The 23,318-nt window shown below is 64.1% G+C and carries 18 protein-coding genes and 1 tRNA gene; 10 read left to right on the top strand and 9 right to left on the bottom strand.

Annotated features, from left to right (window positions below; translation table 11 throughout):
- Positions 1-231: 231 nt before the first annotated feature.
- Positions 232-4,161, top strand: a complete 3,930-nt coding sequence (locus WBA38_RS12810; RefSeq protein ID WP_424293351.1) for a Pls/PosA family non-ribosomal peptide synthetase — start codon at positions 232-234, stop codon at positions 4,159-4,161.
- An 80-nt stretch (positions 4,162-4,241) separates the two neighbouring features.
- Positions 4,242-5,594, top strand: a complete 1,353-nt coding sequence (locus tag WBA38_RS12805; protein WP_424322856.1) for a M1 family metallopeptidase — start codon at positions 4,242-4,244, stop codon at positions 5,592-5,594.
- A gap of 151 nt (positions 5,595-5,745) precedes the next feature.
- On the opposite strand, the gene WBA38_RS12800 is transcribed toward WBA38_RS12805, so the two are convergent.
- Both WBA38_RS12800 and rfbA read right to left on the bottom strand, forming a co-directional pair.
- On the bottom strand, positions 5,746-6,324 hold the full coding sequence (locus WBA38_RS12800) for a dTDP-4-dehydrorhamnose 3,5-epimerase family protein (protein WP_424293164.1): 579 nt from the start codon (positions 6,322-6,324) through the stop codon (positions 5,746-5,748).
- 3 nt (positions 6,325-6,327) lie between these two features.
- Positions 6,328-7,203 (bottom strand): glucose-1-phosphate thymidylyltransferase RfbA, encoded by an 876-nt coding sequence (gene rfbA, locus WBA38_RS12795; protein ID WP_424293163.1) that lies wholly within the window; start codon positions 7,201-7,203, stop codon positions 6,328-6,330.
- 117 nt (positions 7,204-7,320) lie between these two features.
- On the opposite strand from rfbA, the gene rfbB reads away from it, so the two are divergent.
- Entirely contained in the window at positions 7,321-8,334 is a 1,014-nt protein-coding gene (gene rfbB / locus WBA38_RS12790) for a dTDP-glucose 4,6-dehydratase (RefSeq protein ID WP_424293162.1), read from the top strand.
- 4 nt (positions 8,335-8,338) lie between these two features.
- On the top strand, positions 8,339-9,370 hold the full coding sequence (gene galE, locus WBA38_RS12785; RefSeq protein ID WP_424293166.1) for a UDP-glucose 4-epimerase GalE: 1,032 nt from the start codon (positions 8,339-8,341) through the stop codon (positions 9,368-9,370).
- On the opposite strand, the gene WBA38_RS12780 is transcribed toward galE, so the two are convergent.
- The 3 genes from WBA38_RS12780 to WBA38_RS12770 are packed head-to-tail and all read right to left on the bottom strand — an operon-like array spanning position 9,367 to position 12,145.
- Positions 9,367-10,236, bottom strand: coding sequence for a hypothetical protein (locus WBA38_RS12780; RefSeq protein WP_424293161.1), 870 nt, complete (start codon positions 10,234-10,236; stop codon positions 9,367-9,369). The two genes, galE and WBA38_RS12780, sit on opposite strands and share 4 nt — an antisense overlap.
- Before the next feature lie 17 nt (positions 10,237-10,253).
- Complete coding sequence (locus tag WBA38_RS12775; RefSeq protein ID WP_424293160.1) at positions 10,254-11,510, bottom strand: MFS transporter; 1,257 nt, start codon at positions 11,508-11,510, stop codon at positions 10,254-10,256.
- Positions 11,507-12,145, bottom strand: a complete 639-nt coding sequence (locus WBA38_RS12770; RefSeq protein ID WP_424322855.1) for a GntR family transcriptional regulator — start codon at positions 12,143-12,145, stop codon at positions 11,507-11,509. Before WBA38_RS12770 ends, WBA38_RS12775 begins: the two co-directional genes overlap by 4 nt.
- A 234-nt stretch (positions 12,146-12,379) precedes the next feature.
- Here WBA38_RS12770 and WBA38_RS12765 point away from each other — a divergent pair, with 234 nt between their 5' ends.
- The 4 genes from WBA38_RS12765 to WBA38_RS12750 all read left to right on the top strand — a co-directional run bounded on the left by WBA38_RS12765 (position 12,380) and on the right by WBA38_RS12750 (position 15,797).
- The gene (locus WBA38_RS12765; protein ID WP_424293158.1) at positions 12,380-13,537 is read left to right on the top strand and encodes an NAD(P)-dependent malic enzyme; all 1,158 of its coding nucleotides are present in this window, start codon (positions 12,380-12,382) and stop codon (positions 13,535-13,537) included.
- Positions 13,538-13,635: 98 nt separating this feature from the next.
- A tRNA-Thr gene (locus tag WBA38_RS12760) sits at positions 13,636-13,708 on the top strand.
- Positions 13,709-13,919: 211 nt separating this feature from the next.
- The gene (locus WBA38_RS12755) at positions 13,920-14,849 is read left to right on the top strand and encodes an LLM class F420-dependent oxidoreductase (protein WP_424296781.1); all 930 of its coding nucleotides are present in this window, start codon (positions 13,920-13,922) and stop codon (positions 14,847-14,849) included.
- A gap of 147 nt (positions 14,850-14,996) precedes the next feature.
- Positions 14,997-15,797: a dioxygenase gene (locus WBA38_RS12750; RefSeq protein ID WP_424322854.1), complete on the top strand. Its 801-nt coding sequence runs from the start codon at positions 14,997-14,999 to the stop codon at positions 15,795-15,797.
- A gap of 69 nt (positions 15,798-15,866) precedes the next feature.
- Here the strand turns inward: WBA38_RS12750 and WBA38_RS12745 are convergent, their stop codons facing one another.
- Together WBA38_RS12745 and WBA38_RS12740 are read right to left on the bottom strand one after the other, a co-directional pair.
- Entirely contained in the window at positions 15,867-16,223 is a 357-nt protein-coding gene (locus WBA38_RS12745) for a fluoride efflux transporter FluC (RefSeq protein ID WP_424322853.1), read from the bottom strand.
- Positions 16,220-16,666 (bottom strand): fluoride efflux transporter FluC, encoded by a 447-nt coding sequence (locus tag WBA38_RS12740; protein WP_424296866.1) that lies wholly within the window; start codon positions 16,664-16,666, stop codon positions 16,220-16,222. Before WBA38_RS12740 ends, WBA38_RS12745 begins: the two co-directional genes overlap by 4 nt.
- 98 nt (positions 16,667-16,764) lie before the next feature.
- Here WBA38_RS12740 and WBA38_RS12735 point away from each other — a divergent pair, with 98 nt between their 5' ends.
- A complete protein-coding gene (locus WBA38_RS12735) occupies positions 16,765-16,932 on the top strand; it encodes a hypothetical protein (protein ID WP_424296864.1) in 168 nt (55 codons plus the stop codon).
- Between the two features lie 18 nt (positions 16,933-16,950).
- Here the strand turns inward: WBA38_RS12735 and WBA38_RS12730 are convergent, their stop codons facing one another.
- Positions 16,951-18,222, bottom strand: coding sequence for a DNA polymerase III subunit delta' (locus WBA38_RS12730; RefSeq protein WP_424296862.1), 1,272 nt, complete (start codon positions 18,220-18,222; stop codon positions 16,951-16,953).
- Positions 18,223-18,306: 84 nt separating this feature from the next.
- Between WBA38_RS12730 and WBA38_RS12725 the strand changes: the two genes are divergently transcribed.
- A complete protein-coding gene (locus tag WBA38_RS12725; RefSeq protein WP_424296860.1) occupies positions 18,307-19,872 on the top strand; it encodes an adenylate/guanylate cyclase domain-containing protein in 1,566 nt (521 codons plus the stop codon).
- Positions 19,873-20,071: 199 nt separating this feature from the next.
- Here the strand turns inward: WBA38_RS12725 and topA are convergent, their stop codons facing one another.
- Complete coding sequence (topA, locus tag WBA38_RS12720; RefSeq protein ID WP_424296858.1) at positions 20,072-23,173, bottom strand: type I DNA topoisomerase; 3,102 nt, start codon at positions 23,171-23,173, stop codon at positions 20,072-20,074.
- Between the last annotated feature and the right edge of the window lie 145 nt (positions 23,174-23,318).

Below are 23,318 nucleotides of genomic sequence, written 5' to 3'. Positions count from 1 at the left end.
CTCTCTCCTCAGTACTGACGGGCGAGCCATAACGCATGTCGCGTGTGACTCGGTCCTCTACACTTCGTGATTCACCTTACGGTGGGCGTTTGCGCGAATGCTGCCCTGCTGACCACTGATTGGGCAAAACACGGTTCACCGCCAAGCGCGAGGGTCTGACCTGTTGCACAATGACTTCGACGTGTCGGCTTGGCACGCATTTGCCGCGCGCTCGGAAGAGGTCCCCGCACAGTGTCAATTCCGGTTGGTTCAAGTCGGGCCGACGCCCCGGCGGACGGGCACATCCCCGCCCAATATCTCCTGGGCGACGCCGCACCCGCACCACGAACCCTGTGCGACATCCTGGTGGCCACCGCCCGCCGGTATCCCGATGCACCGGCAATTGACGACGGTGATTCCATCGTCACGTATTCCGAACTCATTGCCATCATTCGACGCGTCGCCGGTCGTCTCGCCGATATTGGCGTCGGCCGCAGTGATCGCGTCGGCATTCGGATGCCGTCGGGCGATCAGAATTTGTACATCGCGATCCTGGCAACGCTGTATGCCGGTGCGGCCTATGTGCCCGTGGACGCCGATGATCCCGAGGAGCGGGCTCGCCTGGTGTTTGGTGAGGCCAATGTCGACGCCATCGTCGATGCCGATGGCGTGCACCGCCGAACCGACCGTGCGGCAGCATCCGCCAACGAACCGCTCCCCTCGTTGACGTCGTCGCCGGCCACCCTGTCCGACGACGCGTGGATCATCTTCACTTCCGGGTCTACCGGCAGACCCAAGGGCGTCGCCGTCACCCACCGCAATGCCGCAGCCTTCGTCGACGCCGAGGCCGCCCTGTTTCTGCAAGATGCGCCGCTCGGCCCCGGCGACCGCGTCCTCGCTGGCCTGTCGGTTGCCTTCGACGCCTCGTGCGAGGAAATGTGGCTCGCCTGGCGCAGTGGGGCGTGTCTGGTACCGGCGCCGCGGGCGCTGGTGCGGTCGGGCATGGATTTAGGTCCGTGGCTGGTCAAGCGCGATATCAATGTGGTTTCGACGGTCCCCACGTTGGCCGCGCTGTGGCCCGCCGAGGCGCTCGAAGCCGTCCGCCTACTGATTTTCGGCGGCGAAGCCTGCCCACCCGAATTGGCCGATCGCCTCGCCACCGACGACCGCGAACTGTGGAATACCTACGGACCCACCGAAGCGACCGTCGTCGCGTGCGCCGCCCAGATGCACCGCGGTGAGCCCGTCCGCATCGGGCTGCCCCTGATCGGTTGGGACCTCGCCGTCGTCGACGCCGATGCCCGACCCGTTGCCGTCGGCGAGTCCGGTGAACTGGTGATCGGCGGCGTTGGCCTCGCTCGCTACCTGGACCCGGTCAAGGACGCTGAAAAATACTCGGCAATGCCAACCCTGGGCTGGGACCGCGCGTACCGAAGTGGCGACATGGTCCGACTGCTTAACGAAGGCCTCGAATTTGTTGGTCGTGCCGACGACCAGGTGAAAATTGGTGGCCGACGCATCGAACTCGGCGAAATCGACAATGCCCTGCAAAACCTGCCCGGAGTCAGCGGCGCTGCAGCCACCGTCCGCAAAACCGCGAACGGAAATGCCCTTCTCGTCGGCTACCTGGCGTCGACCGACCCCAACTTCGACGTCGCCGCCGCCCAAGCCTCACTCCGCGAAGAGTTGCCCGCCGCCATGGTTCCCCGCCTGGTGCTGATGGACGAGCTCCCCACCCGCACGTCCGGCAAAGTCGACCGCGACGCACTGCCGTGGCCGGTGGCCGGGACCGATTCCTCCGACTCCGATGGTGATCTGACGCCAACCCAAGCCTGGCTCGCCGAACAGTGGACCGGTGTTCTCGGTGTCAGTATTGGCTCCCCCGCCGCCGACTTCTTTTCCGAAGGTGGCGGATCCCTGTCTGCCGCCCAACTGGTCACGGCCCTGCGCACCCGCTTCCCGGAAGTGACGGTCGCCGACCTCTACGACCATCCGCGGCTCGGTTCGCTCGCCGAACTCCTCGATTCTCGGGATCCGACCGCCGTCGCCGAAAAGCGCACGGTCCGCCCGGTTCCGCGCGCCACCGGCATCGCCCAGGCGATCGCTTCGGTTCCGCTCGCCACGCTGACCGGCATCGCGTGGATTACCTGGCTCGGGTTCGCCAACAACATCGGTCGCGCCGTCGCCGACAGCCTCGGCTATTCGGCGTCGTGGCTGGTGCACGTGAACTGGTGGTGGCTGGCTGTTGCGTTCCTGGTGTTCGTGACACCGTTCGGTCGGCTGATCATCGCGGCCGGCGGAGCCCGCATCCTGCTTGCTGGCGTTGGCGCGGGGACGTATCCGCGCGGCGGGTCGGTCCATGTTCGACTGTGGTTGTCCGAACGCCTCATGCAGGCCAGCGGCGCCTACAACCTGTCGGGTGCACCGTGGCTGCCGACGCTGGCACGCTCGCTCGGCGCGACGATCGGGCGCGGCGTCGACCTGCATTCGCTGCCGCCCGTCACCGGCCTCATGGATATCGGCGACGGTGCCGCCATCGAACCCGAAGTGGATCTGTCCGGCTGGTGGCTCGACGGCGACGACCTCATCATTGGGCGCGTCGACATCAAGCCGGGCGCGACGATCGGCGCCCGCTCGGTGCTGCTGCCCGGTGCTGTCGTGGGGCGCGACGCCATCATCGACCCCGGGTCGGCAGTCCGCGGGAAGGTAAAGGCGCGCCAGCGGTGGTCCGGTTCGCCGGCCGTCAAGGTCGCGAAAGCCACCGCCGAATGGCCGGAGCAGCGCCCTCCGCAACGCAAGTGGTGGGTGCCGGTTTACGCGGCGTCGGCCTTCCTGATTTCCGGCATCCCGTTGCTGTCGCTCGCCGTGGGCCTGGTCGTGATCGGCTTGTGGTCGCTGTCCGCCGAGACGATGGGCTCGGCCGCGTTGCGCGGGCTCGCCATGGCACCACTCGCAGCCCTCGCTGCGATGGCCACGTTCGCGCTCGTTGTTCTCCTTACGGTCCGTGTCCTGTCGATCGGGATGAAAGCCGGCGTCTACCCGGTTCGATCCCGCATCGGCTGGCAGGTGTGGGCCACCGAGCGCCTGATGGACTCGGCGCGCACCTATCTGTTCCCGATGTATGCCAGCCTGCTGACGCCATGGTGGTTCCGGGCCCTCGGCGCCAAGATTGGCAAGGGCACCGAGATCTCTACCGCCCTGGTGATCCCCAAATTCACGACGGTCGGTGACTATTCGTTCCTGGCCGACGACACGCTGATGGCGTCGTACGAACTCGGCGGGGGCTGGATGCGGGTCGGTGAAGCGAAGGTCGGCAAGCGCGCTTTCCTCGGTAACTCCGGGATGGTCGCACCGTCGCGCAAGCTCCCGAAAAACTCTCTTGTGGCCGTCCTGTCGTCAGCGCCGCTCAAATCGAAGAGTGGTTCCAGTTGGCTCGGTAGTCCCCCGGTTCGCTTGCGCCGCACCGCTTCCGAGACCGACACCACACGCACGTTTGCCCCTTCACGGCGCTTGCGTGCGGCACGCGGGGCCGTCGAAACACTGCGCATCATCGCGGTGATGGTGTCGTTCGGCATCGGCGTCGGCGTCCTGTTTGCGCTGCAGACGCTCGCCGTCGAATGGAATGCCCTGGTGGCTGCCCTGCTCGGCGGACTCATCTTGCTCACCGCAGGTGCCGTTGCCGGTGCCGTCGCGGCCGTAGCCAAATGGGTCGTTGTGGGTCGGATCCAGCCGTCCGAGCATCCGCTGTGGAGTTCGTTTGTCTGGCGTAACGAACTGTCCGATGCGTTCGTCGAAACCGTGGCCGCCCCCTGGTTCGCCAATGCCGCCGCTGGCACGCCGGTGCTAAACCTGTGGCTGCGGGCGCTCGGCGCCAAGATTGGCCGCGGCGTCTGGTGCGAGTCGTACTGGCTCCCCGAAGCCGACCTCGTAACTCTCGGCGACGGTGCCAATGTGCAGCGCGGATGCGTGGTCCAGACACATCTTTTCCATGACCGCGTGATGGCGATCGATGTCGTCGCCCTGGAAGCCGGTGCCACCCTCGGCCCGCATTGCGTTGCGCTGCCTGCGTCCGGTGTGGGTGAATCGGCGACGGTCGGACCGGCGTCGTTGGTGATGCGCGGCGACGTTGTCCCGGCCAATACGCGGTGGCAGGGCAATCCGATCGCGCCCTGGCCGCGCTGACCCCAGCGCAGTCTCCAACACAACTGTCGGCGGCGGTACCCTCGACGTCACCAGATCCCACGCTCAACGAAAGGCAGGCTGTGCCCGGCAAATTCGGGAAGACCGCATGGCACTCGCCTACGCTGAGCGCCGCCTCTCACGAACTCGACCCTTACCTACCGGGCAACGGCAACCTCGGCTATCGCGTCACCCGCTACGACCTCGCTCTCGACTACCGGGTCAATAGCAACCGACTCTCCGGGACAGCGACCGTGACTGCGACGTCGTACGAGCAGTTGCGGCGGGTGGGCCTCGACCTCGCATCGTCGATGCGGGTCGACAAAGTGACGGTTAACGGTCAACGCGTCCGGTTTGCGCACCGGTTGGGGAAACTGTCGATCACACCTGCCGCACCGATCCCGACGGGCAGCGCGATCACGATGGAAGTGCGATATAGCGGTACCCCGCGACCGGTCCGGAGCCCTTGGGGAAGCGTCGGCTGGGAGGAATTGGAAAACGGTTCACTGTGTGCCAATCAGCCGAACGGTGCGCCGTCGTGGTTCCCCTGCGACGACCATCCCGAAGCGAAGGCACCGTTCCGGATCGAGATCACCACCGACAGCCCGTATTACGCGCTTGCGAATGGTCGGCTGGTGAGTAAGCGTCGTCGTGCCGGGCAGACAACGTGGGTTTATGAGCAGCCCGAACCCATGTCGACCTATTTGGCAGCTATCCAGATCGGACAGTACGAGCGTCGCACCATGGTCGACGGACCTGTTCCGGTGCACGGACTGATGCCGCCCGCCCTGGAGAAGAATTTCGAGGCGAGCTTCGCTCGGCAACCGCAGATGGTCGCGGCGTTCACCGAAATGTTTGGCCCGTATCCGTTCCGCGAGTACACGTCGCTGGTTACCGAGGATGCCCTCGAGATTCCCCTTGAGTCACAGGGCTTTTCAACCTTTGGCGCGAACCATTGCGACGGCACCCTCAATCATGAGCGCCTCGTCGCACATGAGTTGGCGCACCAGTGGTTCGGGAACTCGGTCACCGTGGCGCGGTGGCAAGACATTTGGCTGCACGAAGGTTTTGCCTGCTACGCGGAGTGGCTCTGGAGTCAGCATTCCGGCGGCAAAACTGCCGACGAGTGGGCACACCATTACTACGCGAAGTTGGCCGCGGAGCCGGTTGCGGTGACGTTGGCCGATCCCGGGCCGAAGCAAATGTTTGACGACTGGGTGTACAAACGCGGTGCCATCACCTTGCACGCTTTGCGGTTGCGAATCGGCGACGGCGAGTTCTTTGCGCTGATTCGCCGCTGGACTGAGAAGTACGCCTACCGCTGTGTGACGACCGAGGATTTCATCGCCCTCGCCTCAACATTCACGACGACGTCGTTGAATGACATCTGGCAAGACTGGCTGTTCACCGCAAAGCTCCCCGCCTTCCCCACATAGGCCGCGCGAGCGCCCCGTCGTCCCTCCGGTCCTGTTCTCGCATGATGCGTGCATTCCCGCTGCATGTCCGACATAGTGCGGGAATGCACGCATCATGCGAGAACAGCAAGGTGCGGGAGCAGGAAGGCGCGGGGCGCGAGGTACGACGCCGCTACTGCGGCAACAGGCCCGACTCGCGAGCGTCGACCAAACGGGGAGCTTCGGCATCCTTCTCCGACAGCACGTACGTCAAGGGCAGGCCGTCTAGTCCCACGCGCGGCCAGTCAATACCGAGGGCCGGATCCATCGGGTTGATCCCGTGCTCGGCCCCCGGGTTGTAGCCCGTCGAGCACAGGTAGTTGACGACGGAACCGTCCTTCAGCGAGCAGAAGGCGTGGCCCAAACCTTCGGCGACGTAAACGGCTCGACGGTCCACGTCGTCGAGCAGGACCGCGTCCCATTCCCCAAACGTCGACGATCCGACGCGAATATCGACGATCACGTCGAGCACCGCGCCCGACGTGCAGGTGACGTACTTAGCTTGGCCGGGCGGAACGTCGGCAAAGTGGACGCCGCGGATCACGCCGGCGGCCGACACCGAGGTGTTGACCTGGGCCAGCGCGAACCGGTGCCCGATCGTTTCAGCAACGACGTCTGCCTTAAACGATTCGAGGAACTCGCCGCGGTCGTCGGCGAATCGAGTCGGGGTAAACACCCACGCCCCCGAAATCTTCAGCGGCCGTACGTCCATGCCCTATAACTCCCGTCCATGATCGAGCAGATCCAGCAGATATTGTCCGTACCCCGATTTCACCAATCGGGTAGCTGCCGAATGTAGTTGATCGTCGTCGAGGTAGCCGAGCCGCCACGCGATCTCTTCCGGGACCCCAATTTTCAGGCCCTGCCGCTGTTCGACGGTCCGGACAAAGTTGCCCGCGTCGAGGAGCGAGTCGAAGGTACCGGTATCGAGCCACGCGGTCCCGCGAGGCAGGACCGTCACGTGCAGCTTGCCCCGTCGCAGGTACTCGGCGTTGACGTCGGTGATTTCGTATTCGCCGCGCGCCGACGGTTTCAGTGAGGCCGCGATCTCGACCACATCGTTGTCGTAGAAGTAGAGCCCCGGCACCGCATACCGCGATTTCGGTTGCACCGGCTTCTCTTCCAACGACACCGCGTTGCCCGCCGAATCGAATTCGACGACGCCGTAGGCCGTCGGATCGGCGACCCGGTAGGCGAAGATCGCGCCGCCGTCGATGCCGTCGAAACCCTGAAGCTGCGAACCGAGGCCCGGCCCGTAGAAGATGTTGTCGCCGAGGACCAGCGCGACGGAATCATTGCCAATGTGGTCGGCACCCAGGACGAATGCCTGTGCCAATCCGTTGGGTTCGGTCTGTACGCGATAGCTCAGCGTCACCCCGAATTGCGAGCCGTCGCCCAGGAGGTTCTCGAAGGCGGCACGATCGGTTGGGGTGGTGATGATCAGGATGTCCCGGATACCCGCGAGCATGAGGGTCGACAGCGGGTAGTAGACCATCGGCTTGTCGTAGACGGGAACCAACTGCTTACTGACCCCCTGGGTGATGGGGTGCAACCGGCTGCCAGTGCCGCCGGCGAGGATGATTCCGCGCATGCGGTCAGCCTATCGGTATCCTCGGGCCAGTCAGAACTATTACTGTCTCAGGGTCAATACCGTCTCGAACCAACGTCTTCGGGTCGAACTCACTCGAATTAGCTGAGGAGCCATTCCATGCGGGTACTCGTGACCGGCGGTGCCGGGTTCATCGGGGCCAACTTTGTGCTGCGGACGCTCGCCACCCGTCCCGACGTGGAACTGACGGTCCTCGACAAATTCACCTACGCGGCCAACCCCGAGACGCTGCTGGCTGTGGCCGAGCGCGTGCACGTGGTGCGCGGTGATCTCGCGGACCCGGTGATTGTCGACGCGCTTGTCAAAGACGCGGACTTGGTGGTCAACTTTGCGGCCGAGTCCCACAACGACAACTCGCTCGCCGACCCGTCGGTGTTCATCCAAACCAATTTGGTGGGGACGTTCACGTTGCTTGAGGCGATCCGCAAGTACAACGTCCGCTTGCATCACATCAGCACCGACGAGGTGTACGGCGATCTGGAACTCGACGATCCAGCCCGCTTTACCGAGGAGACCGCGTACAATCCGTCGAGCCCGTATAGCGCCACCAAGGCTGGCAGCGACATGCTGGTGCGGGCCTGGGTCCGCTCGTTCGGGGTGGCGGCGACGATCTCGAACTGCTCCAACAATTACGGCCCGTACCAGCACTTGGAGAAGTTCATCCCGCGGCAGATCACCAACGTGCTGACCGGTGTGCGGCCGAAACTCTATGGCGATGGCCGCAATGTTCGCGACTGGATTCACGTCGATGATCACAACGACGCCGTGTGGACGATTGTGGATCGCGGCGCGATCGGTGAGACGTATCTGATCGGTGCCGACGGGGAGGTCGACAACCGGACAGTCGTCGAATCGATCTTGACCGCGCTGGGACAGCCCGCTGACGCTTTCGACTTTGTCACCGACCGCCCCGGGCACGACCGCCGCTACGCTATCGACTCGAGCCGGTTGCGGACCGAGTTGGGGTGGCAGCCGAAGTACACCAATTTCAGCTCGGGGCTGGCCGCGACCATCGATTGGTATCGCGATAATCGCAGTTGGTGGGCCGCCGCGAAGGCCGCCGTCGAAGCCGGTTATGCCCGCACCCAGCACGTCCTCGAATCCGGAGAATAAGAAGATGCGCGTTCTCGTCACCGGCGGAGCCGGCTACATCGGCTCCCACACCGTCTTGCAGTTGCTGGTGGCCAACCACAGCGTGCTGATCGCCGACGATTTCAGTAATGCCAAGCCCTCGGCGGTCACGCGATTAGAAGAGCTTGCCGGACAGTCGATTCCGGTGTGTCGCGTCGACCTCACCGATGAGGCCGCGACGCTCGCGCTGTTCGACGACGCTATCGCCGGCGGTCAGCCGATCGAGGCGGTGATTCACTTCGCCGGGTTCAAGGCGGTCGGCGAATCGGTGGCGAAGCCGTTGGCCTACTACCGCAACAATCTCGACACCACGTTCTCGGTACTGCGGGCGATGGATGTGCACGGGGTACGACAGTTCGTGTTTTCCTCGTCGGCGACGGTGTACGGGGAGAACCCGGTGCGCGAGCGTACCGAAGACATGCCGACCTACGCGACGAGTCCGTACGGCTGGACCAAGGTGATGGTGGAGCAGGTGCTGCGTGATTTGGCGGTCGCCGATGATTCCTGGCGCATCGCGTTGCTGCGGTACTTCAACCCGGTGGGCGCGCACGCCAGCGGCCGGATCGGTGAGGACCCCAGCGGTCTGCCGAACAACCTGATGCCGTTTGTCGCGCAGGTGGCGGTGGGGCGTCGCGAGAAGTTGGCGGTCTTCGGCGATGACTACGACACCGTCGATGGGACGGGCGTCCGCGACTACATCCACGTCGAAGATTTGGCGGCCGGGCATGTGGCCGCGCTCGAACGGATTGGCCTCCGCGACGACGCGCTGTCGGTGTGGAACCTGGGCAGCGGTCACCCCGAGTCGGTGCTGGAGGTCGTTGCCGCGTTTGCGCGGGCCAGCGGTCGCGAGATTCCGTACGAGGTGGTTCCTCGGCGTCCCGGCGATGTTGATGCCTATTGGGCCAACCCGTCCAAGGCCAACCGCGAATTGGGCTGGTCGGCGACTCGCACCATCGACGAGATGTGCGCTGATACGTGGCGTTGGCAGTCGCAGAACCCGAACGGGTACCCGGACTAGCCGCCGCCGGACTGGAGTGGGACCGACCCGTCGAGGTCGACGTCCTGCTCGACGATGGTGGCGTCGTTGTCGGCCGGGGTGCGCAAGACCTTCACCAGGACCGTCGCGACCACCACGATCGCGGTGTAAATGAAAAGCCACCCGATTGAGGCGAACACCAGTCCGAGGGCTCCGAAAGCAGCCCGCGACGATGCGAAGACCGTCGAATAGCCTAATTCGGTGAACGCAATGAACGCGGTCAGCGCGGCGCCGCAGAGAGCGCCGACGCACCAGAGATCGACCAGTGAAAACTGCTTCTTCATCAGGACCCGCGGCACCGCGACCCACGCCAGCGTCCAAATCACGAATGTGCTGACCAGGCCAAGGAACCCGCGAGGTACCGAATCGTCGTAGTAGACGGCCACCACAACCTGGGCCAGCACGGCAATCGCCAGAATCACGACAACGGCGAACCAACGCCACCAACCGCGCATCCCGGCGCTTCGGAAACCCCAAACTCCGACGTACATGCGATCGAGGGCACGCGCGAGTGAGGTCGCGGAAATCACCGTCATCAGGGCGCCGATGATGCCGAACGAGGTGTAGGTGGCGGTCGATTCGTCCGGCTTGATCATGTCGCTGAGGTCGAACATGCCCAAGAACTCGTCGAGTGCAGTCGCACCGACGCCGTGCAGCGCGGTCAGCAGTAGCATCACCGGCAGGACCGAGGTGAAGGCCTGCCCGGCGAGGGTCATCGCGCGGTCGCTGATGTTATTGACGGCGAGCGCCCGGACGATCCGGAATCCCAGCGCCACATATTTGCCAGCGCCTTCCGGCATGTTCGAGACGAGGGCCTTCAGTCGCCCGTCGAGCTTGGTCGAAACCATGCGCGAATCATGTCACCTCACGGGTGAGGCACCTGCAGCGGCGTCCGATCTGCCAGCGGTATTTCCTGTTCGGCGGGAACGATGGTCCCCGGTCCGGCGATCCGAGTCCGATTGGCGACCGTCACCACGACGGCACCGAGCACGGCCATCGCGATTCCGAAGATAAACATTTCCGTATAGGTAACCGATGGGAAGCGTTCGATGAGCCACGACATGATGGCTGGCGAGGCGAATCCGAGATAGGTCAACGCGTAGAACACCGCGGTGAGCCCGGCGAGGTCGTTGGGTCCGGCAATCCGCTGGACCTCCAGCAGGCACGAGATCAAGGCCATCCCGTAGCCGCACCCCAGGACAATGGCCGCGAACACCGCGAGGGGGACCGATGGATTCGCCACGACCGCAATCGACAACGCCATCCCGACGGCGACGAACGCCAACGCTGTCACCATGGCCCGCGTCGAACCGGGACGGTCGATGCGTTTACCGACACTCTGGATAAGGAAGCCGGCGGCCAGACCCGCCACGCAGCACAGGCCGGCGAACGCTATCGCCACGCCAGCAGTGTGTTCGGTCATCAGCGCTGGAATCACCGCGTAAGCCATGGCGCACGCACCGAACACCCACGGCGCAACCGGCCCGATGATCAGCCAGAAGCGCAGCTTCCGGGCCGACGGGATCTTCATCGCATCGGCGAAACTACCCGCTGACGTGCGACGGCGCGTCTCCGGGGTCCGCGCGATGGCCAAGAGCGAGGCGGCGGCGAAGACAATGGTGATCAGGTAGGCGAGTTGGCCCGGCCACGGCCCCCACTGGGCGAGCACTGCCGCCACGCCCGCGCCGATACCGAACCCGGCCGTCAAACTGAGCGCAGCGCGTCGAGCTCCCGCCGATGCCGAATCACCGGCTCTGTCGGAGAGTTCTTTGATCCACGTACCACCGACTGCCATCGCCAACCCCAGCGCGATGCCGCTGAGGACGCGGCCCGCCGCCAGCAGCGGCACCGAATGCTCGCCGATGGCGAGCAGCGTCGAGCCAATTGCCGCAATCACCGGAGACGGCAACATCAGCGGCCGGCGACCAAAGCGATCCGACAGTGGTCCGCCGATCAGGAGCGCTGGAACAATGCCCAGCACATACAGAAACAAGAGCACGTCGACGGCGACCGGTGACATGTGCGAGACGGTCCGGTACATCACCAGCAGAGGGGTGAACTCGTTTCCGCCCCACGCGGCGGTGAAGACCGCGAGACTGACCGCAGCCCAAGGGGCCTTCACGACAGCCCACCTTCGGTGCCGTGGACACTCGCCAAATGCGCAGCCAGGAGGTCCGCGAAACGGTCGGCGTCGGCTGCCGCGACCACGTCGGCGAGTTCGGCATGGTCGGTCAGGATCTGAGCGGTGACGGTCGGATCGTGGCGTAGTCGTGCGGCCGTCATTCGACGATGCCGCTCGCCGAGTGAGGTGTAGAAGTCGGCGAGCAACCCGTTGCGGCCCGCAGCCACGATCAGTTGGTGAAACTCCGCATCCAGCCGGGCGAACTCGGCGGCATCGGCGGCGTCGACGGCGCGGTGGCCGTCGAGCGACGTGCGCAGTTGGCCGGCCAGGTTCGCGATGGCCGTGGGATCCTGCGCGATCGCGCCGATCGCATGGGTTTCCAACAGGACACGCGCATCAAGCACGTCCCGCGCCTCGCGTTCGCCGATTGGGACGACCAGCGCGCCGCGTTTTGGGTACAGACGCATCCAACCTTCGGCCGCCAATCGGAGGAAGGCTTCGCGCACGGGCGTTCGACTGACCTCGCACCGAGTCGCGATGTCACCTTCGCTGATCATCTCCCCACCGGGAAGCTCGCAGGTCAGGATTAGTTCCTTAACCTCGTCGTACACCCGATCCGCTGATGAATACGTCATAGACACAAGTTGTACTGTACACCGTGTTGGGGTTGCACTTTCTCGCCGAACAGCGACGACCACCCATCCGCGGAATACGATTCATGAAGCTCGCCACTCTCTTCGCGTTTCGCCACGGCGAAGAGGCTCGGCGAGCAGAGTTACATGTGGACAGCGCCGTCCGCACGTTGATGACTAGCGACGAGCGCGACAGGTACCCCTGTCGCCGCTCGACCGGAGCCTGGAGGCAACCCCATGCAGATCTCGGATCAAGACATATTTCTGGCGCACGAGGGCGGCAAACTATCCGTCGAATTGCGTGCCCCGATCCAGACGCAGCGAGACCTGTCGATCATTTACACGCCGGGCGTTGCCCAGGTGTCCCGCGCCATCCATGCTGACCCCGAACTCGTCGACAAATACACGTGGACCGAACGTCTGGTGGCGGTCGTATCCGATGGCACCGCCGTCCTAGGATTGGGCAATATCGGGCCGCGAGCATCACTGCCAGTAATGGAAGGCAAGGCCGCTCTGTTCCGCAGCTTCGCAGGCCTCAATTCCATCCCTCTAGTTCTTGACACCACAGACCCCGACGAGATCGTCGAAACTCTGATCCGGTTGCGCCCCAGCTTCGGCGCAGTGAACCTGGAAGACATTTCGGCACCCCGCTGTTTCGAGATCGAGCAGCGAGTTATCGAGGCCCTCGACTGCCCCGTCATGCACGATGACCAGCACGGCACAGCGATTGTCGTACTGGCCGCATTGAAGGGCGCGGCGAAGTTTATGAAGCGGGATCTGGCGCCGCTGAAGGTCGTAATTTCGGGCGCCGGCGCTGCTGGCGTTGCATGCGCCAAGATCTTGAAGGCGGCCGGGATCGACGACATCGTCGTTCTCGACTCGAAGGGCGTCGTGTCCGCCGACCGCACCGACATGGTGGAGTACAAGAACGAACTCGCCCAATGGTCGAATCCCCGTGGCCTCAGCGGCGATATCGGTGAGGCTATGGCCGGTGCCGACGTCTTTATTGGCGTTTCGGCGGGCCTCGTCGACGAGAAGTACGTGGCATCGATGGCCGACGATGCGATCGTCTTCGCGATGTCGAATCCTGATCCGGAGATTCACCCGGACGTCGCGGCCAAGTACGCGGCCATCGTCGCGACGGGCCGTAGCGACTTCCCCAACCAGATCAACAATGTCCTCGCATTCCCCGGAGTCTTCGCTGGCGCGCTCGATGCTGGTGCCCGTCGGATCACCGAGGGCATGAAACTCGCTGCCGCCGACGCCATCCTCTCCGTTGTCGCCGACGACCTGGCCGCCGACTGCATCGTCCCCAGCCCGCTCGACGATCGCGTCGCCCCGGCAGTCGCGAAGGCCGTCGCCGACGCTGCCCGCGCCGAGGGAGTGACGAGCTAACCCACGCCGCCACAGGTCCGCGAAACCGCCCCTAGCACCCGTTTTGCTTGCAGGGCTGGCCACTCGGTACGATTGGCAGCGCTGTCGCGAGACGGCACGCCGCCTTAGCTCAGTCGGTAGAGCGATTCACTCGTAATGAATAGGTCAGGAGTTCGATTCTCCTAGGCGGCTCAAACAAAGCAGGTCTGGACCACGGTCCAGACCTGCTTTTCGTTTCGAGCTGAAGTCCCCTACGACCCCGTAACCCTTGAAGTAATCCGCGAAGCGCTCGACACATCCCGCGGCGAACGGCCCGTCGGCGCGGTAGTACTTCCGGCACCTGTCCGCGCGGTGCCCCGAGTCGATGTGTTCGTGGTGCGGGCACCGTAGGCATGATGGGCCCATGGAACTTCGCATCTTCACCGAACCTCAGCAGGGCGCCACCTACGACGTTCTTCTCGCCGTCGCACAAGCCACCGAGGAACTCGGCTTCGACGCGTTCTTTCGCTCCGATCACTACCTTGCGATGAACTCTGACGGCCTCCCCGGACCCACCGACGCCTGGCTGACGCTGGCGGCGCTCGCGACGGCAACCTCCCGGATCCGCCTTGGCACCCTGGTGACGTCGGCGACGTTCCGGCACCCGGGCCAACTCGCGATTCAGGCGGCGCAAGTCGACCACATGAGTGGCGGTCGGCTCGACTTCGGCCTCGGTGCTGGCTGGTTCGAGGAAGAGCATGCCGCCTACGGCATCCCGTTCCCGCCGCTGGGCGAACGCTTCGATCGACTTGGGGAAACCCTCGACATTGTCACCGGGTTGTGGGCGACCCCGGCGGGAGAAACGTTCGACTACGCAGGAAAGTACTTGCAGATCACGAACTCGCCGGGACTACCCAAGCCCGTCCAACGGCCTCGTCCGCCGATCATCATTGGCGGTGGCGGACCCGTGCGCACACCACGGCTGGCAGCCAAGTACGCCGACGAGTTCAACGTGCCGTTCTCGCCCGTTGAGAAAGTCACCGACATGTATCAGCGCGTCGATGCCGCGTGCGAGCGTATCGGCCGCAACCGCGACGAGATCGTCAACTCCGCCGCCCTCGTCTTGTGCTGTGGGCGCACGGAAGTCGAGTTCACCAAGCGTGCGGCCGCGATCGGTCGCGAGCCGGCAGAACTTCGCGCGAATGGCGCAGCGGGCACCGTAGACGAGGTCGCTGCGGCCATCAGCCGCTATCGCGAGGTAGGAGCCAGCCGCATCTATCTGCAGGTTCTCGACCTCGCCGACCTCGAGCACCTCGCGCTCGTCGCCGAGCACGTGGCCCCGCAACTCGGGTAACCGCCCGCCGTCCCTTCTCGCATGATGCGAGAAGGGAAAAAGGTCTTGGCTCCGGGGTCGCGGCCGGCGGGATTATCCTTGGAAGCGCGTGGGTCGGCAGTTGCTCTGCACTCCACCGAGGTAGACCGATCCCGCAGGAGGCTCACGATGTCGTCACCCACCCAGCCAGCCGCCGACCGGATGCCCGCACTGTTCCTCAGCCACGGGGCTCCACCACTGGTCGACGATAAGCGCTGGGTTACCGAACTGAAGGCGCTGGCCGCCAACCTCCCTCGACCAAAGCAAATCCTCATCGTCTCCGCACACTGGGAAGCGGCTCCGCTCACGGTCGGTGCGACCGATTCCCGAGTCCCACTGACCTACGACTTCTGGGGTTTCCCTGATCGCTATTACGCGACCACCTACGACGCCCCCGGAGCCGTCGAGCTGGCCGATCGGGTCGGTGCACTGATGCCCGCGACCGAGCCGGTCCGTCACGACCACGAACGACGCCTGGACCATGGTGCCTACGTGCCGCTGACCGTCATGTATCCCGAGGCGGACATTCCGACCCTCCAAGTGTCGATGCCAACGCTAGATCCACAGCACCTGTTGAGCCTCGGGCAGCGACTAGCGCCCCTTCGCGATGAAGGTGTCCTGATCATCGGTTCCGGCTTCACGACCCACGGGTTGCCGTACCTGACCGATCCCACCCCCGATGCCGTCCCACCCCAGTGGTCGGTGGAGTTCGATCACTGGGCACGCGAGCAATTCACCGCGGGCGACGTCGACGCGCTTCTCGATTTCACCAACCGAGCGCCGGGTATGCCGTACGCGCACCCGCGGACCGAGCACTTCGCTCCGCTGTTTGTGACTCTTGGCGCGGCATCGCATATCGGCGACGTTCCCGACCAGCCCATTGACGGGTTTTGGATGGGCTTGGCCAAGCGCAGCATTGTCGTAGCCTAGTCCGGTGTCGCATCTTCGCTGGTGCGTTCATCACGCGCCAGGCCGCTCTTTCAGAAGCTACGCAGATAGCTAGAGCAACCAACCAAGCCATAGCCCGACGCCGCACGCGGCGACCGACCCAACCAGCATTGCCACTCCGTAAATGAAGCCACGGCGCCCGCCAACGCGGATCGTCTCGACAGCAGCAGTCGAGAAGGTGGTGTAGCCGCCACAGAAGCCCGTCCCGACCACCACCTGCCATTCGCTCGCGGCCCCGCCGAACATAACTAAGCCTGCCACCAACCCGATGAGCAGCGAGCCCGTCACATTGATTGCAAAGGTGGGGCCGGGGAAGGCCGCTGGCCAGCGGCGCCGACTGAGATCGTCCACCAGGAAGCGAACCACCGCACCGAGCGCTCCCGCGAGGACCGTGAGGGCAAAAATCATTGGGCGGTCACCGTCCCGAGCGGTAGTACGCGTCGGGCAATACGCATTCCCAACCAGGCCAGCAGTACGCCAGCCACCACACTTACGACCGCATATCCGACCGCCATGCCGTAAAAGTGACCGCGGCCCAGCATGCTGATCTCCAACACGAAAGCGCTATACGTGGTGAGCGCTCCACAGAAGCCAGTGCCAACAGCCAATCTCACACCGCGCCGCACGCCAGCGTCGCTCCCCAACCGGGCCAACCCTTCGAGCAGCGCGCCGAGCACGAACGCGCCAGCGAGGTTCACGACGAAAGTTCCCCACGGCCACCCGCCGTCTACGGCAGGCCATGCCTTTTCGGCGACCCACCGAACCGACGTTCCGGCCAAGGCACCGACGAAGACCAATCCGACCGCCGAAAGTCGCGCCCACTGCCCCATCTGACTCCCAACGAAGCTCACTGCCGGACCACTGCGGAAAAGACTACGACGTGACGCCGACAATTCGCTGTTCCACACATATAGTTAGATCAAGTTTTCTACCAGGCCCAGGAGCATCAATGAACCACTTCATCGACAAGATCAAGCAGAAGGCGGAAGCGGTTTCCGCAGCCATCGACAACGAGTTGACGGTCCTTGAAGGTGCCGGTGGAGACGATCCGCTCGCCGAGGACACCGATACCGAGGGCACGGACATCGACGACGACCGCGCCGAGTCCGCGAACTAGCGCGTACTGCTTAGCCCCTCACCGGTGCGACAGTTGCCGACCAATTCGCACCACCATCGCGTCGACGGCGAACTTGGGTTTCACGTTCATTTCGAGCGCGTCGCGGCAATCCAGAACCGCTTCGACGCACCCCAATAGCTCCTCCGGACTCGCATGACGCGCCATCGGCCCCGTCAAATCTTGGGCTTTGTCCGGGTGCATCAAGGTCACTTGTGCCCCCATCGCCAACGACAGCCCGTCGCGGAACAACGCCGCCAAGTCGACGAGAGCGCGGTCAAGGACGTCACGCATCATGCGGGTGCGCCGCGACTTCTGTCGCTTCTCCAAATCTTTGACCGCACCTGCGGTTCCGCGCGGTGGTCGTGCGGTGCCTTTGCCTGTGCCGCCGGCACCGAGCGCCGTCATCAGCTCTTCGGTTTCCGCCGCGTCGCGTTCGGCGCTCAGTAGCGCTGCGGCTTCCGTAGCGGTGCGGACCAGGTCTTCAGCTGCCGCGTAGGCCGTCGAATCCCGGGTGGCGGCGCGCGCTAGCGACAGCGCCCTGTCGCGTTGCTCCCGCGAGGAGGCGTCTACCGCCAGCCGCCTGGCTCGTCCAACGTGTCCGCCAGACACCGACGCCGCCCACTCGGCACGGTCGACGTCGATACCGTCCCTGTCCACCAGGACCCTCGCAATGTCTGCGGCCAGTGGGGCGGTGAGCCCCACATGCCTGCACCGCGAACGCAGCGTGATCGAAATGTCTTCGGGTGCCACCGACGGCGCGCACAAGAGGAACAGGGTGCGGTCTGGCGGTTCTTCCACAGCCTTCAGGAGCGCATTTGCGCCCTGCTCGGTGAGCCGGTCCGCATCTTCGACCACCACGATCTGCCAGCGGCCCGTCGTCGGACGACGGGCAGCCAACTGCACGATGCTGCGGATCTGGGCGACGGAAATCGTCAAACCTTCCGGCACGATGTGCCGGACATCGCCGTGCGTGCCCGCCAGCACGGTCACACAGGCACGACATTCCCCGCACCCCACCTCGTCGACCGACTGGCACTGCAGAGCCGCTGCAAAGCAGGTCGCGGCCACTGACCGCCCGCTGCCGGGCGGCCCGGTGAACAACCAAGCGTGGGTCATGGTCTCGCGTGCCACCGGCTCCATGTCACCGGAGGGTTCGCCAGCGAACATCGAAACCGCACCGCCTTCAGCCTCACTGAGCCGAGAAGCTACGGCACGAGCCGATGTTGCTGCTGCCAACAACTCGTCGACCAGGGCTTGCTGGCCGATCATTCTGGCGAAGACATTAGTCACATCTGTCAGACTAAAGGCCAGTTCAGCAATCCCGCATCCCGCCGGGTGTTTAACAATTGCAAGCAGCCCGCTACTTTGGATGACATGGTCACACGACGGTCCGGCCTAGCTCGGGCAGCGCACACGCTGCGTTGGCTGGTGCACACGCCGTGGCCCGTCCTTGCGCTCGACATGCTCCGCGCCAACCTGCTCGGTGCGCTGTTCACCTTCGCCTTCCTCCGCTTCGGTATGCCGCAGGTCGACTCCATCTCCCTCAGTCAGTTCAACGCCCAGAACCAGGCGGCGTTCGGCCTGTACCTGGTGATCGCGATCATCATCGGTACCTACCTCACCATCCAACTCAGCATGCCGGTCCTGATCTGGCATCGGCGGCGCACCCGCCTCGACGACGAAGCCGCCCGCAGACGTGCCCTCAATCTGCCCACCCTGCTCACAGCGATCAACCTGGGATTGTGGGCCGTCGGCGGCATCTTGCTGTCCATAATCAACCTGCGCACGTCGGTGAAAGACTGCGTCATCGTCATCATCGCGAGCCTCATCGGCGCCCTTGTGACGGGCGTCCTCGGGTTTATGCAGACCGAGAAGGTGCTGCGGCCGATCACGGTGGCCGCGATGGCCAACGACCCCGATAATTCCAAGGCCCCCGGTATCGCCACCCGCATCACGGTGTTTTGGGTGACCTCGGTTGTCGTTCCGATGTTGATGATTGTGACTCTGATCGTCTTGCAGCACACGCACGTGATCGAGACCGATGCCCAGGGCTTGCAGCGCCCGATTCTGTGGCTGGCGACCGCGGCGATTGTGTTCGGATTGCTCGCAGTCTCACGGCTGGTTCGGTCGATCACCGACCCCGTGAAACAGTTGCGGGTCGCCCTGAGCCAGATCCGTGCAGGCAATCTGAATGTCGCCGTGAAGATTTACGACGGCAATGACCTCGGCCTTTTGCAAGCCGGGTTCAACGACATGGTGTCCGACCTTCGCGAGCGCCAGGATCTCCGCAACCTGTTTGGCCGTTACGTCGGCGAGGACGTGGCACGTCGTGCCATCGAGACCGGCACCGAGTTGGGTGGCGAAGAGCGCTATATCGGAGTGCTGTTTGTCGACATCGTCGGGTCGACGCGACTCGCCGTAAACCGCCCACCCCGCGAAGTCGTCGAATTGCTTAACGACTTCTTTGAGGTGGTCGTGGAAGTGGTGGGCAGGCACGGCGGGTTTGTCAATAAGTTCCAGGGCGATGCCGCCCTCGCAATTTTCGGTGCTCCCTTGGATCAGGACGACTTTGCCGGTGCCGCCCTGGCTGCGGCCCGCGACTTGCGCGTGGAACTCTCGCAGCGCCTCGGTGACGTCGACATGGGCATCGGGGTGTCGGCAGGTAAAGCTGTCGCTGGCCATATCGGCTCCGAACAGCGGCTTGAGTACACGGTGATTGGGGACCCGGTCAATGAGGCGGCCCGCCTGACCGAACTGGCGAAAGATGAAGCCACCCGCGTCCTTGGTTCGGCCCGCGCGGTGTTCTTGGCTAGCGATGCCGAATCCAAGCACTGGGATATCGGCGAGGGTGTAGAACTCCGCGGCCGTGGAATCGAGACCCTGCTGGCTCGCCCCGATCTGGACATCGCTGAACCCACCGGTTCCGTCGAACCCGCTTAGGCGAGGACGGTCGTGCCGTCTGCCGTCTGCCGTCTGCCGTTTTGCGGTGCGTTTACGGGCTGAACCCCCGCCGGATTTCCCCTTTTCTGTCACATCTGGGAGCCCAAAATCAGCCAGACCGTCGCCGATCGTGAAGATCGGTGACGGTCTGGCTGAATTGTGACGGAAAAGCGGAACGGCGCGGGAGCGCTCCCTGGGGCTAGTCCCAGGGGGCTTCGTCGGATGCGGCGTTTGGGGCGGGATCCTTCTTTGCGGCAGTCGTCTTCTTTGCGGCAGTCGTCTTCGCCGCCGTCGTCTTTTTCGCCGTTGTCTTCTTTGCTGCCGTCTTTTTCGCGGTCGTCTTCTTCGCCGCGGTCTTCTTCGCTGTCGTCTTCTTCGCTGCAGTCTTTTTCGCTGCGGTCTTCTTGGCCGTCTTCTTTGCTGCCTTCTTGGCCGGACCGCGCGCGCGGCGATCGGCCAGGAGTTCCATTGCCCGTTCCGGCGTGATGGTGGCAACCTCGTCGCCCTTGCGGAGACTGGCGTTGGTTTCGCCGTCGGTCACGTACGGACCGAATCGGCCATCCTTGATCACCATCGGCGCTTCGGTGACCGAGTCGGGACCCAGCTCACGCAACGGCGGGGCGGCCGCAGCACGACCACGACGCTTCGGTTCGGAGTAAATCTTGAGGGCTTCCTCGAGCGTCACCGTAAACAGCTGATCTTCGCTGGTCAGCGACCGCGAATCCGTCCCCTTCTTCAGGTACGGACCATAGCGGCCATTCTGCGCGGTGATTTCCTCGTTGCTCTCCGGATCCACTCCGACGACGCGCGGCAACGACAGCAACTTCAATGCGTCTTCGAGCGTGACGGTCGAAATATCCATGCCCTTGAACAACGAGCCGGTTCGCGGTTTGGGGCCAGCCTTCTTCGCGACCTTCTTAGCAGTCTTCTTCGCCGTCTTCTTGGCGGTCGCGACGGTGCCTTCGCCGACCTCGTCGAGTGCGACCACCTCGTCGCCGGCCGGTACAGGCGATCCGACGGTTTCACCGCCGTCGCGTGGCGTGGGACCTGCCGGGATTGTCGGCACGGGTGCCGTACCGTCGTCGCCGTCATCTTCCGAGGGAAGCAACTCGGTCACATACGGACCGAATCGGCCTTCCTTCGCGACGATCTCGTGACCGGTTACCGGGTCGACGCCCAGAACGCGCCCTTCCTGCGGCGTGTCGAAGAGCTTTTCGGCAACTTCCAGCGTCAACTCATCGGGCGTCATATCTGCCGGCAGATTGGCGCGCTTCAGGTCGGGTTCGGCGTCCGGTCCTGCCACGTTGCGTTCCAAGTACGGGCCGTAGCGTCCCACGCGAACAAAAACGGGGCGGCCTTCGGAGTCGTCAAAGAGCTTGATCGAGTTGACGATTCGTGCGTCGATGCCCTCAAGGTTGACGTCGACGAGCTTCTTCAGACCACCGACGCGCGCCATGGCACCGGCGGCATCGTCGTTGTCGTCGACGGGTGCGTCGGTGTCGGTTCCGAAGTAAAACTCGCTGAGCCAGCGGGTGCGGTCGGCGTTGCCGGACGCAATCTGGTCGAGGTCATCTTCCAGCGATGCGGTGAAGTCATAGTCGACGAGACTGTTGAAGTAGCCCTCGAGCAAGCCGATGACCGCAAACGCGATCCACGACGGGACCAGCGCGCTGCCCTTCTTGATGACGTAGCCGCGGTCCTGAATGGTGCCGATGATCGACGCATACGTGGACGGACGACCAATCCCCAAGTCTTCGAGGGTCTTCACCAACGAAGCCTCGGTATAGCGGGCGGGCGGGTTGGTTGAGTGCCCGTCGGCAGTCAACGCGGCGGCCGTGAGCGCCTGACCTTCGCGGAGGTTCGGGAGACGGTTCTCCGCGTCGTCGGCTTGGCCGCCCGCCTGCGAGTCGACGGTCTCGACGTACGCGGACAGGAAACCGGGGAACGTGATGGTGCGGCCCGACGACGCGAACGTAACGTCTTCGCCGGTGGTGGCCTTGCCACCGATCCGCAAGCTCATGGTGGTGCCGCGCGCATCGGCCATCTGGGAGGCCACGGTGCGCTGCCAGATCAACTCGTAAAGGCGGAACTCGTCGGTGTTGAGCGCCGACGCCAACTGGCCCGGAGTGCGGAAGGTTTCACCCGAAGGGCGAATCGCCTCGTGCGCTTCCTGCGCGTTCTTGACCTTGCGCGTGTACTGGCGCGGAGTGGGATGGACAAACTCGTCGCCATACAGTTGGCGGGCCTGCGAGCGCGCCGCGTTGATCGCCGACTCGCTCAGCGTGGTCGAGTCGGTACGCATGTAGGTGATATAGCCGTTTTCGTACAGTCGCTGCGCGATGCGCATGGTGCGGTCGGAGGAGAACCGCAGTTTGCGCCCTGCTTCCTGCTGCAGCGTCGATGTCATGAACGGCGCATACGGCCGACGGGTGTACGGCTTCTCTTCTACCGAACGAACCGTCAGGGGCGCACCCTGCAGCGCAGCGGCCAAACCGGTGGCGCGCGCTTCGTCGAGGACGGTCAGACCGGCGGTCTTCTTCAGTTGGCCGTCGGCACCGAAGTCGCGGCCAGTGGCAACTCGGTCCTCACCAATATTGACCAACCGCGACGCGAACGTCCTCGGGGACGCTTCGGCACCGGCATCGAGCGTGGCGGCGATGTCCCAGTAGTCGGCCGACACGAACGCCATGCGTTCGCGTTCGCGTTCGACGATGATGCGGGTGGCAACGGACTGCACTCGGCCCGCCGACAACTTCGGCATGACCTTCTTCCACAGCACCGGTGACACTTCGTAGCCGTACAGACGGTCCAGGATGCGTCGGGTTTCCTGCGCATCGACCATCGGCATGTCGAGTTCGCGCGGATCCTCTGCGGCAGCACGGATCGCCGACTCGGTGATCTCGTGGAACACCATGCGCTTGACGGGAATCTTCGGCTTCAAGACCTCAAGTAGATGCCATGCGATGGCCTCCCCCTCGCGGTCACCGTCCGTTGCGAGGTAAAGCTCGTCGACGTCTTTCATCAACGACTTCAGCTCGGTGACCGTCGACTTCTTGTCTGCGGACACCACGTAGAGGGGCTCAAAGTTGTCGTCGACGTTGACGCCAAGGCGCGCCCAGGGCTGCCCCTTGTATTTGGCGGGCACGTCGGCGGCACCGCGAGGCAGGTCTCGGATATGCCCACGCGACGATTCGACAACGTAGTTGCCGCCGAGATAGCCCGCAATTTTGCGTGCTTTCGTCGGGGACTCCACGATGACGAGTCGCCGCACGGCGGAGGATGAGTTGTCGTTGGCGGCCACGGGTGCCCTTCGGTCAGGTAATTGCTGCTCGATGCCGTTGTACCTTATATAACGTGTCTTCTGCACGTCGCGCTGGATAGTTGCGTAGAGACGTAGGTCGCTTGTTCAGACCAATTTGTGCACCGCAAACTGCACAGTTCGACGC

This window comes from Gordonia sp. (in: high G+C Gram-positive bacteria), assembly GCF_049647785.1.
Classification (GTDB): Bacteria; Actinomycetota; Actinomycetes; order Mycobacteriales; family Mycobacteriaceae; genus Gordonia.
This window is presented reverse-complemented; position numbering and strand designations above follow the sequence as displayed.

What these genes read in the sequence shown, in the direction of transcription:
- rfbB (WP_424293162.1), top strand. Translation starts at nt 7,321, where the DNA reads ATGCGGGTACTCGTGACCGGCGGTGCCGGGTTCATCGGGGCCAACTTT.
- WBA38_RS12755 (WP_424296781.1), top strand. Translation starts at nt 13,920, where the DNA reads ATGGAACTTCGCATCTTCACCGAACCTCAGCAGGGCGCCACCTACGAC.
- WBA38_RS12780 (WP_424293161.1), bottom strand. Translation starts at nt 10,236, where the DNA reads ATGGTTTCGACCAAGCTCGACGGGCGACTGAAGGCCCTCGTCTCGAAC.
- WBA38_RS12745 (WP_424322853.1), bottom strand. Translation starts at nt 16,223, where the DNA reads ATGATTTTTGCCCTCACGGTCCTCGCGGGAGCGCTCGGTGCGGTGGTT.
- WBA38_RS12735 (WP_424296864.1), top strand. Translation starts at nt 16,765, where the DNA reads ATGAACCACTTCATCGACAAGATCAAGCAGAAGGCGGAAGCGGTTTCC.
- rfbA (WP_424293163.1), bottom strand. Translation starts at nt 7,203, where the DNA reads ATGCGCGGAATCATCCTCGCCGGCGGCACTGGCAGCCGGTTGCACCCC.
- WBA38_RS12770 (WP_424322855.1), bottom strand. Translation starts at nt 12,145, where the DNA reads ATGACGTATTCATCAGCGGATCGGGTGTACGACGAGGTTAAGGAACTA.
- WBA38_RS12725 (WP_424296860.1), top strand. Translation starts at nt 18,307, where the DNA reads ATGGTCACACGACGGTCCGGCCTAGCTCGGGCAGCGCACACGCTGCGT.
- WBA38_RS12800 (WP_424293164.1), bottom strand. Translation starts at nt 6,324, where the DNA reads ATGGACGTACGGCCGCTGAAGATTTCGGGGGCGTGGGTGTTTACCCCG.
- galE (WP_424293166.1), top strand. Translation starts at nt 8,339, where the DNA reads ATGCGCGTTCTCGTCACCGGCGGAGCCGGCTACATCGGCTCCCACACC.
- WBA38_RS12765 (WP_424293158.1), top strand. Translation starts at nt 12,380, where the DNA reads ATGCAGATCTCGGATCAAGACATATTTCTGGCGCACGAGGGCGGCAAA.
- WBA38_RS12750 (WP_424322854.1), top strand. Translation starts at nt 14,997, where the DNA reads ATGTCGTCACCCACCCAGCCAGCCGCCGACCGGATGCCCGCACTGTTC.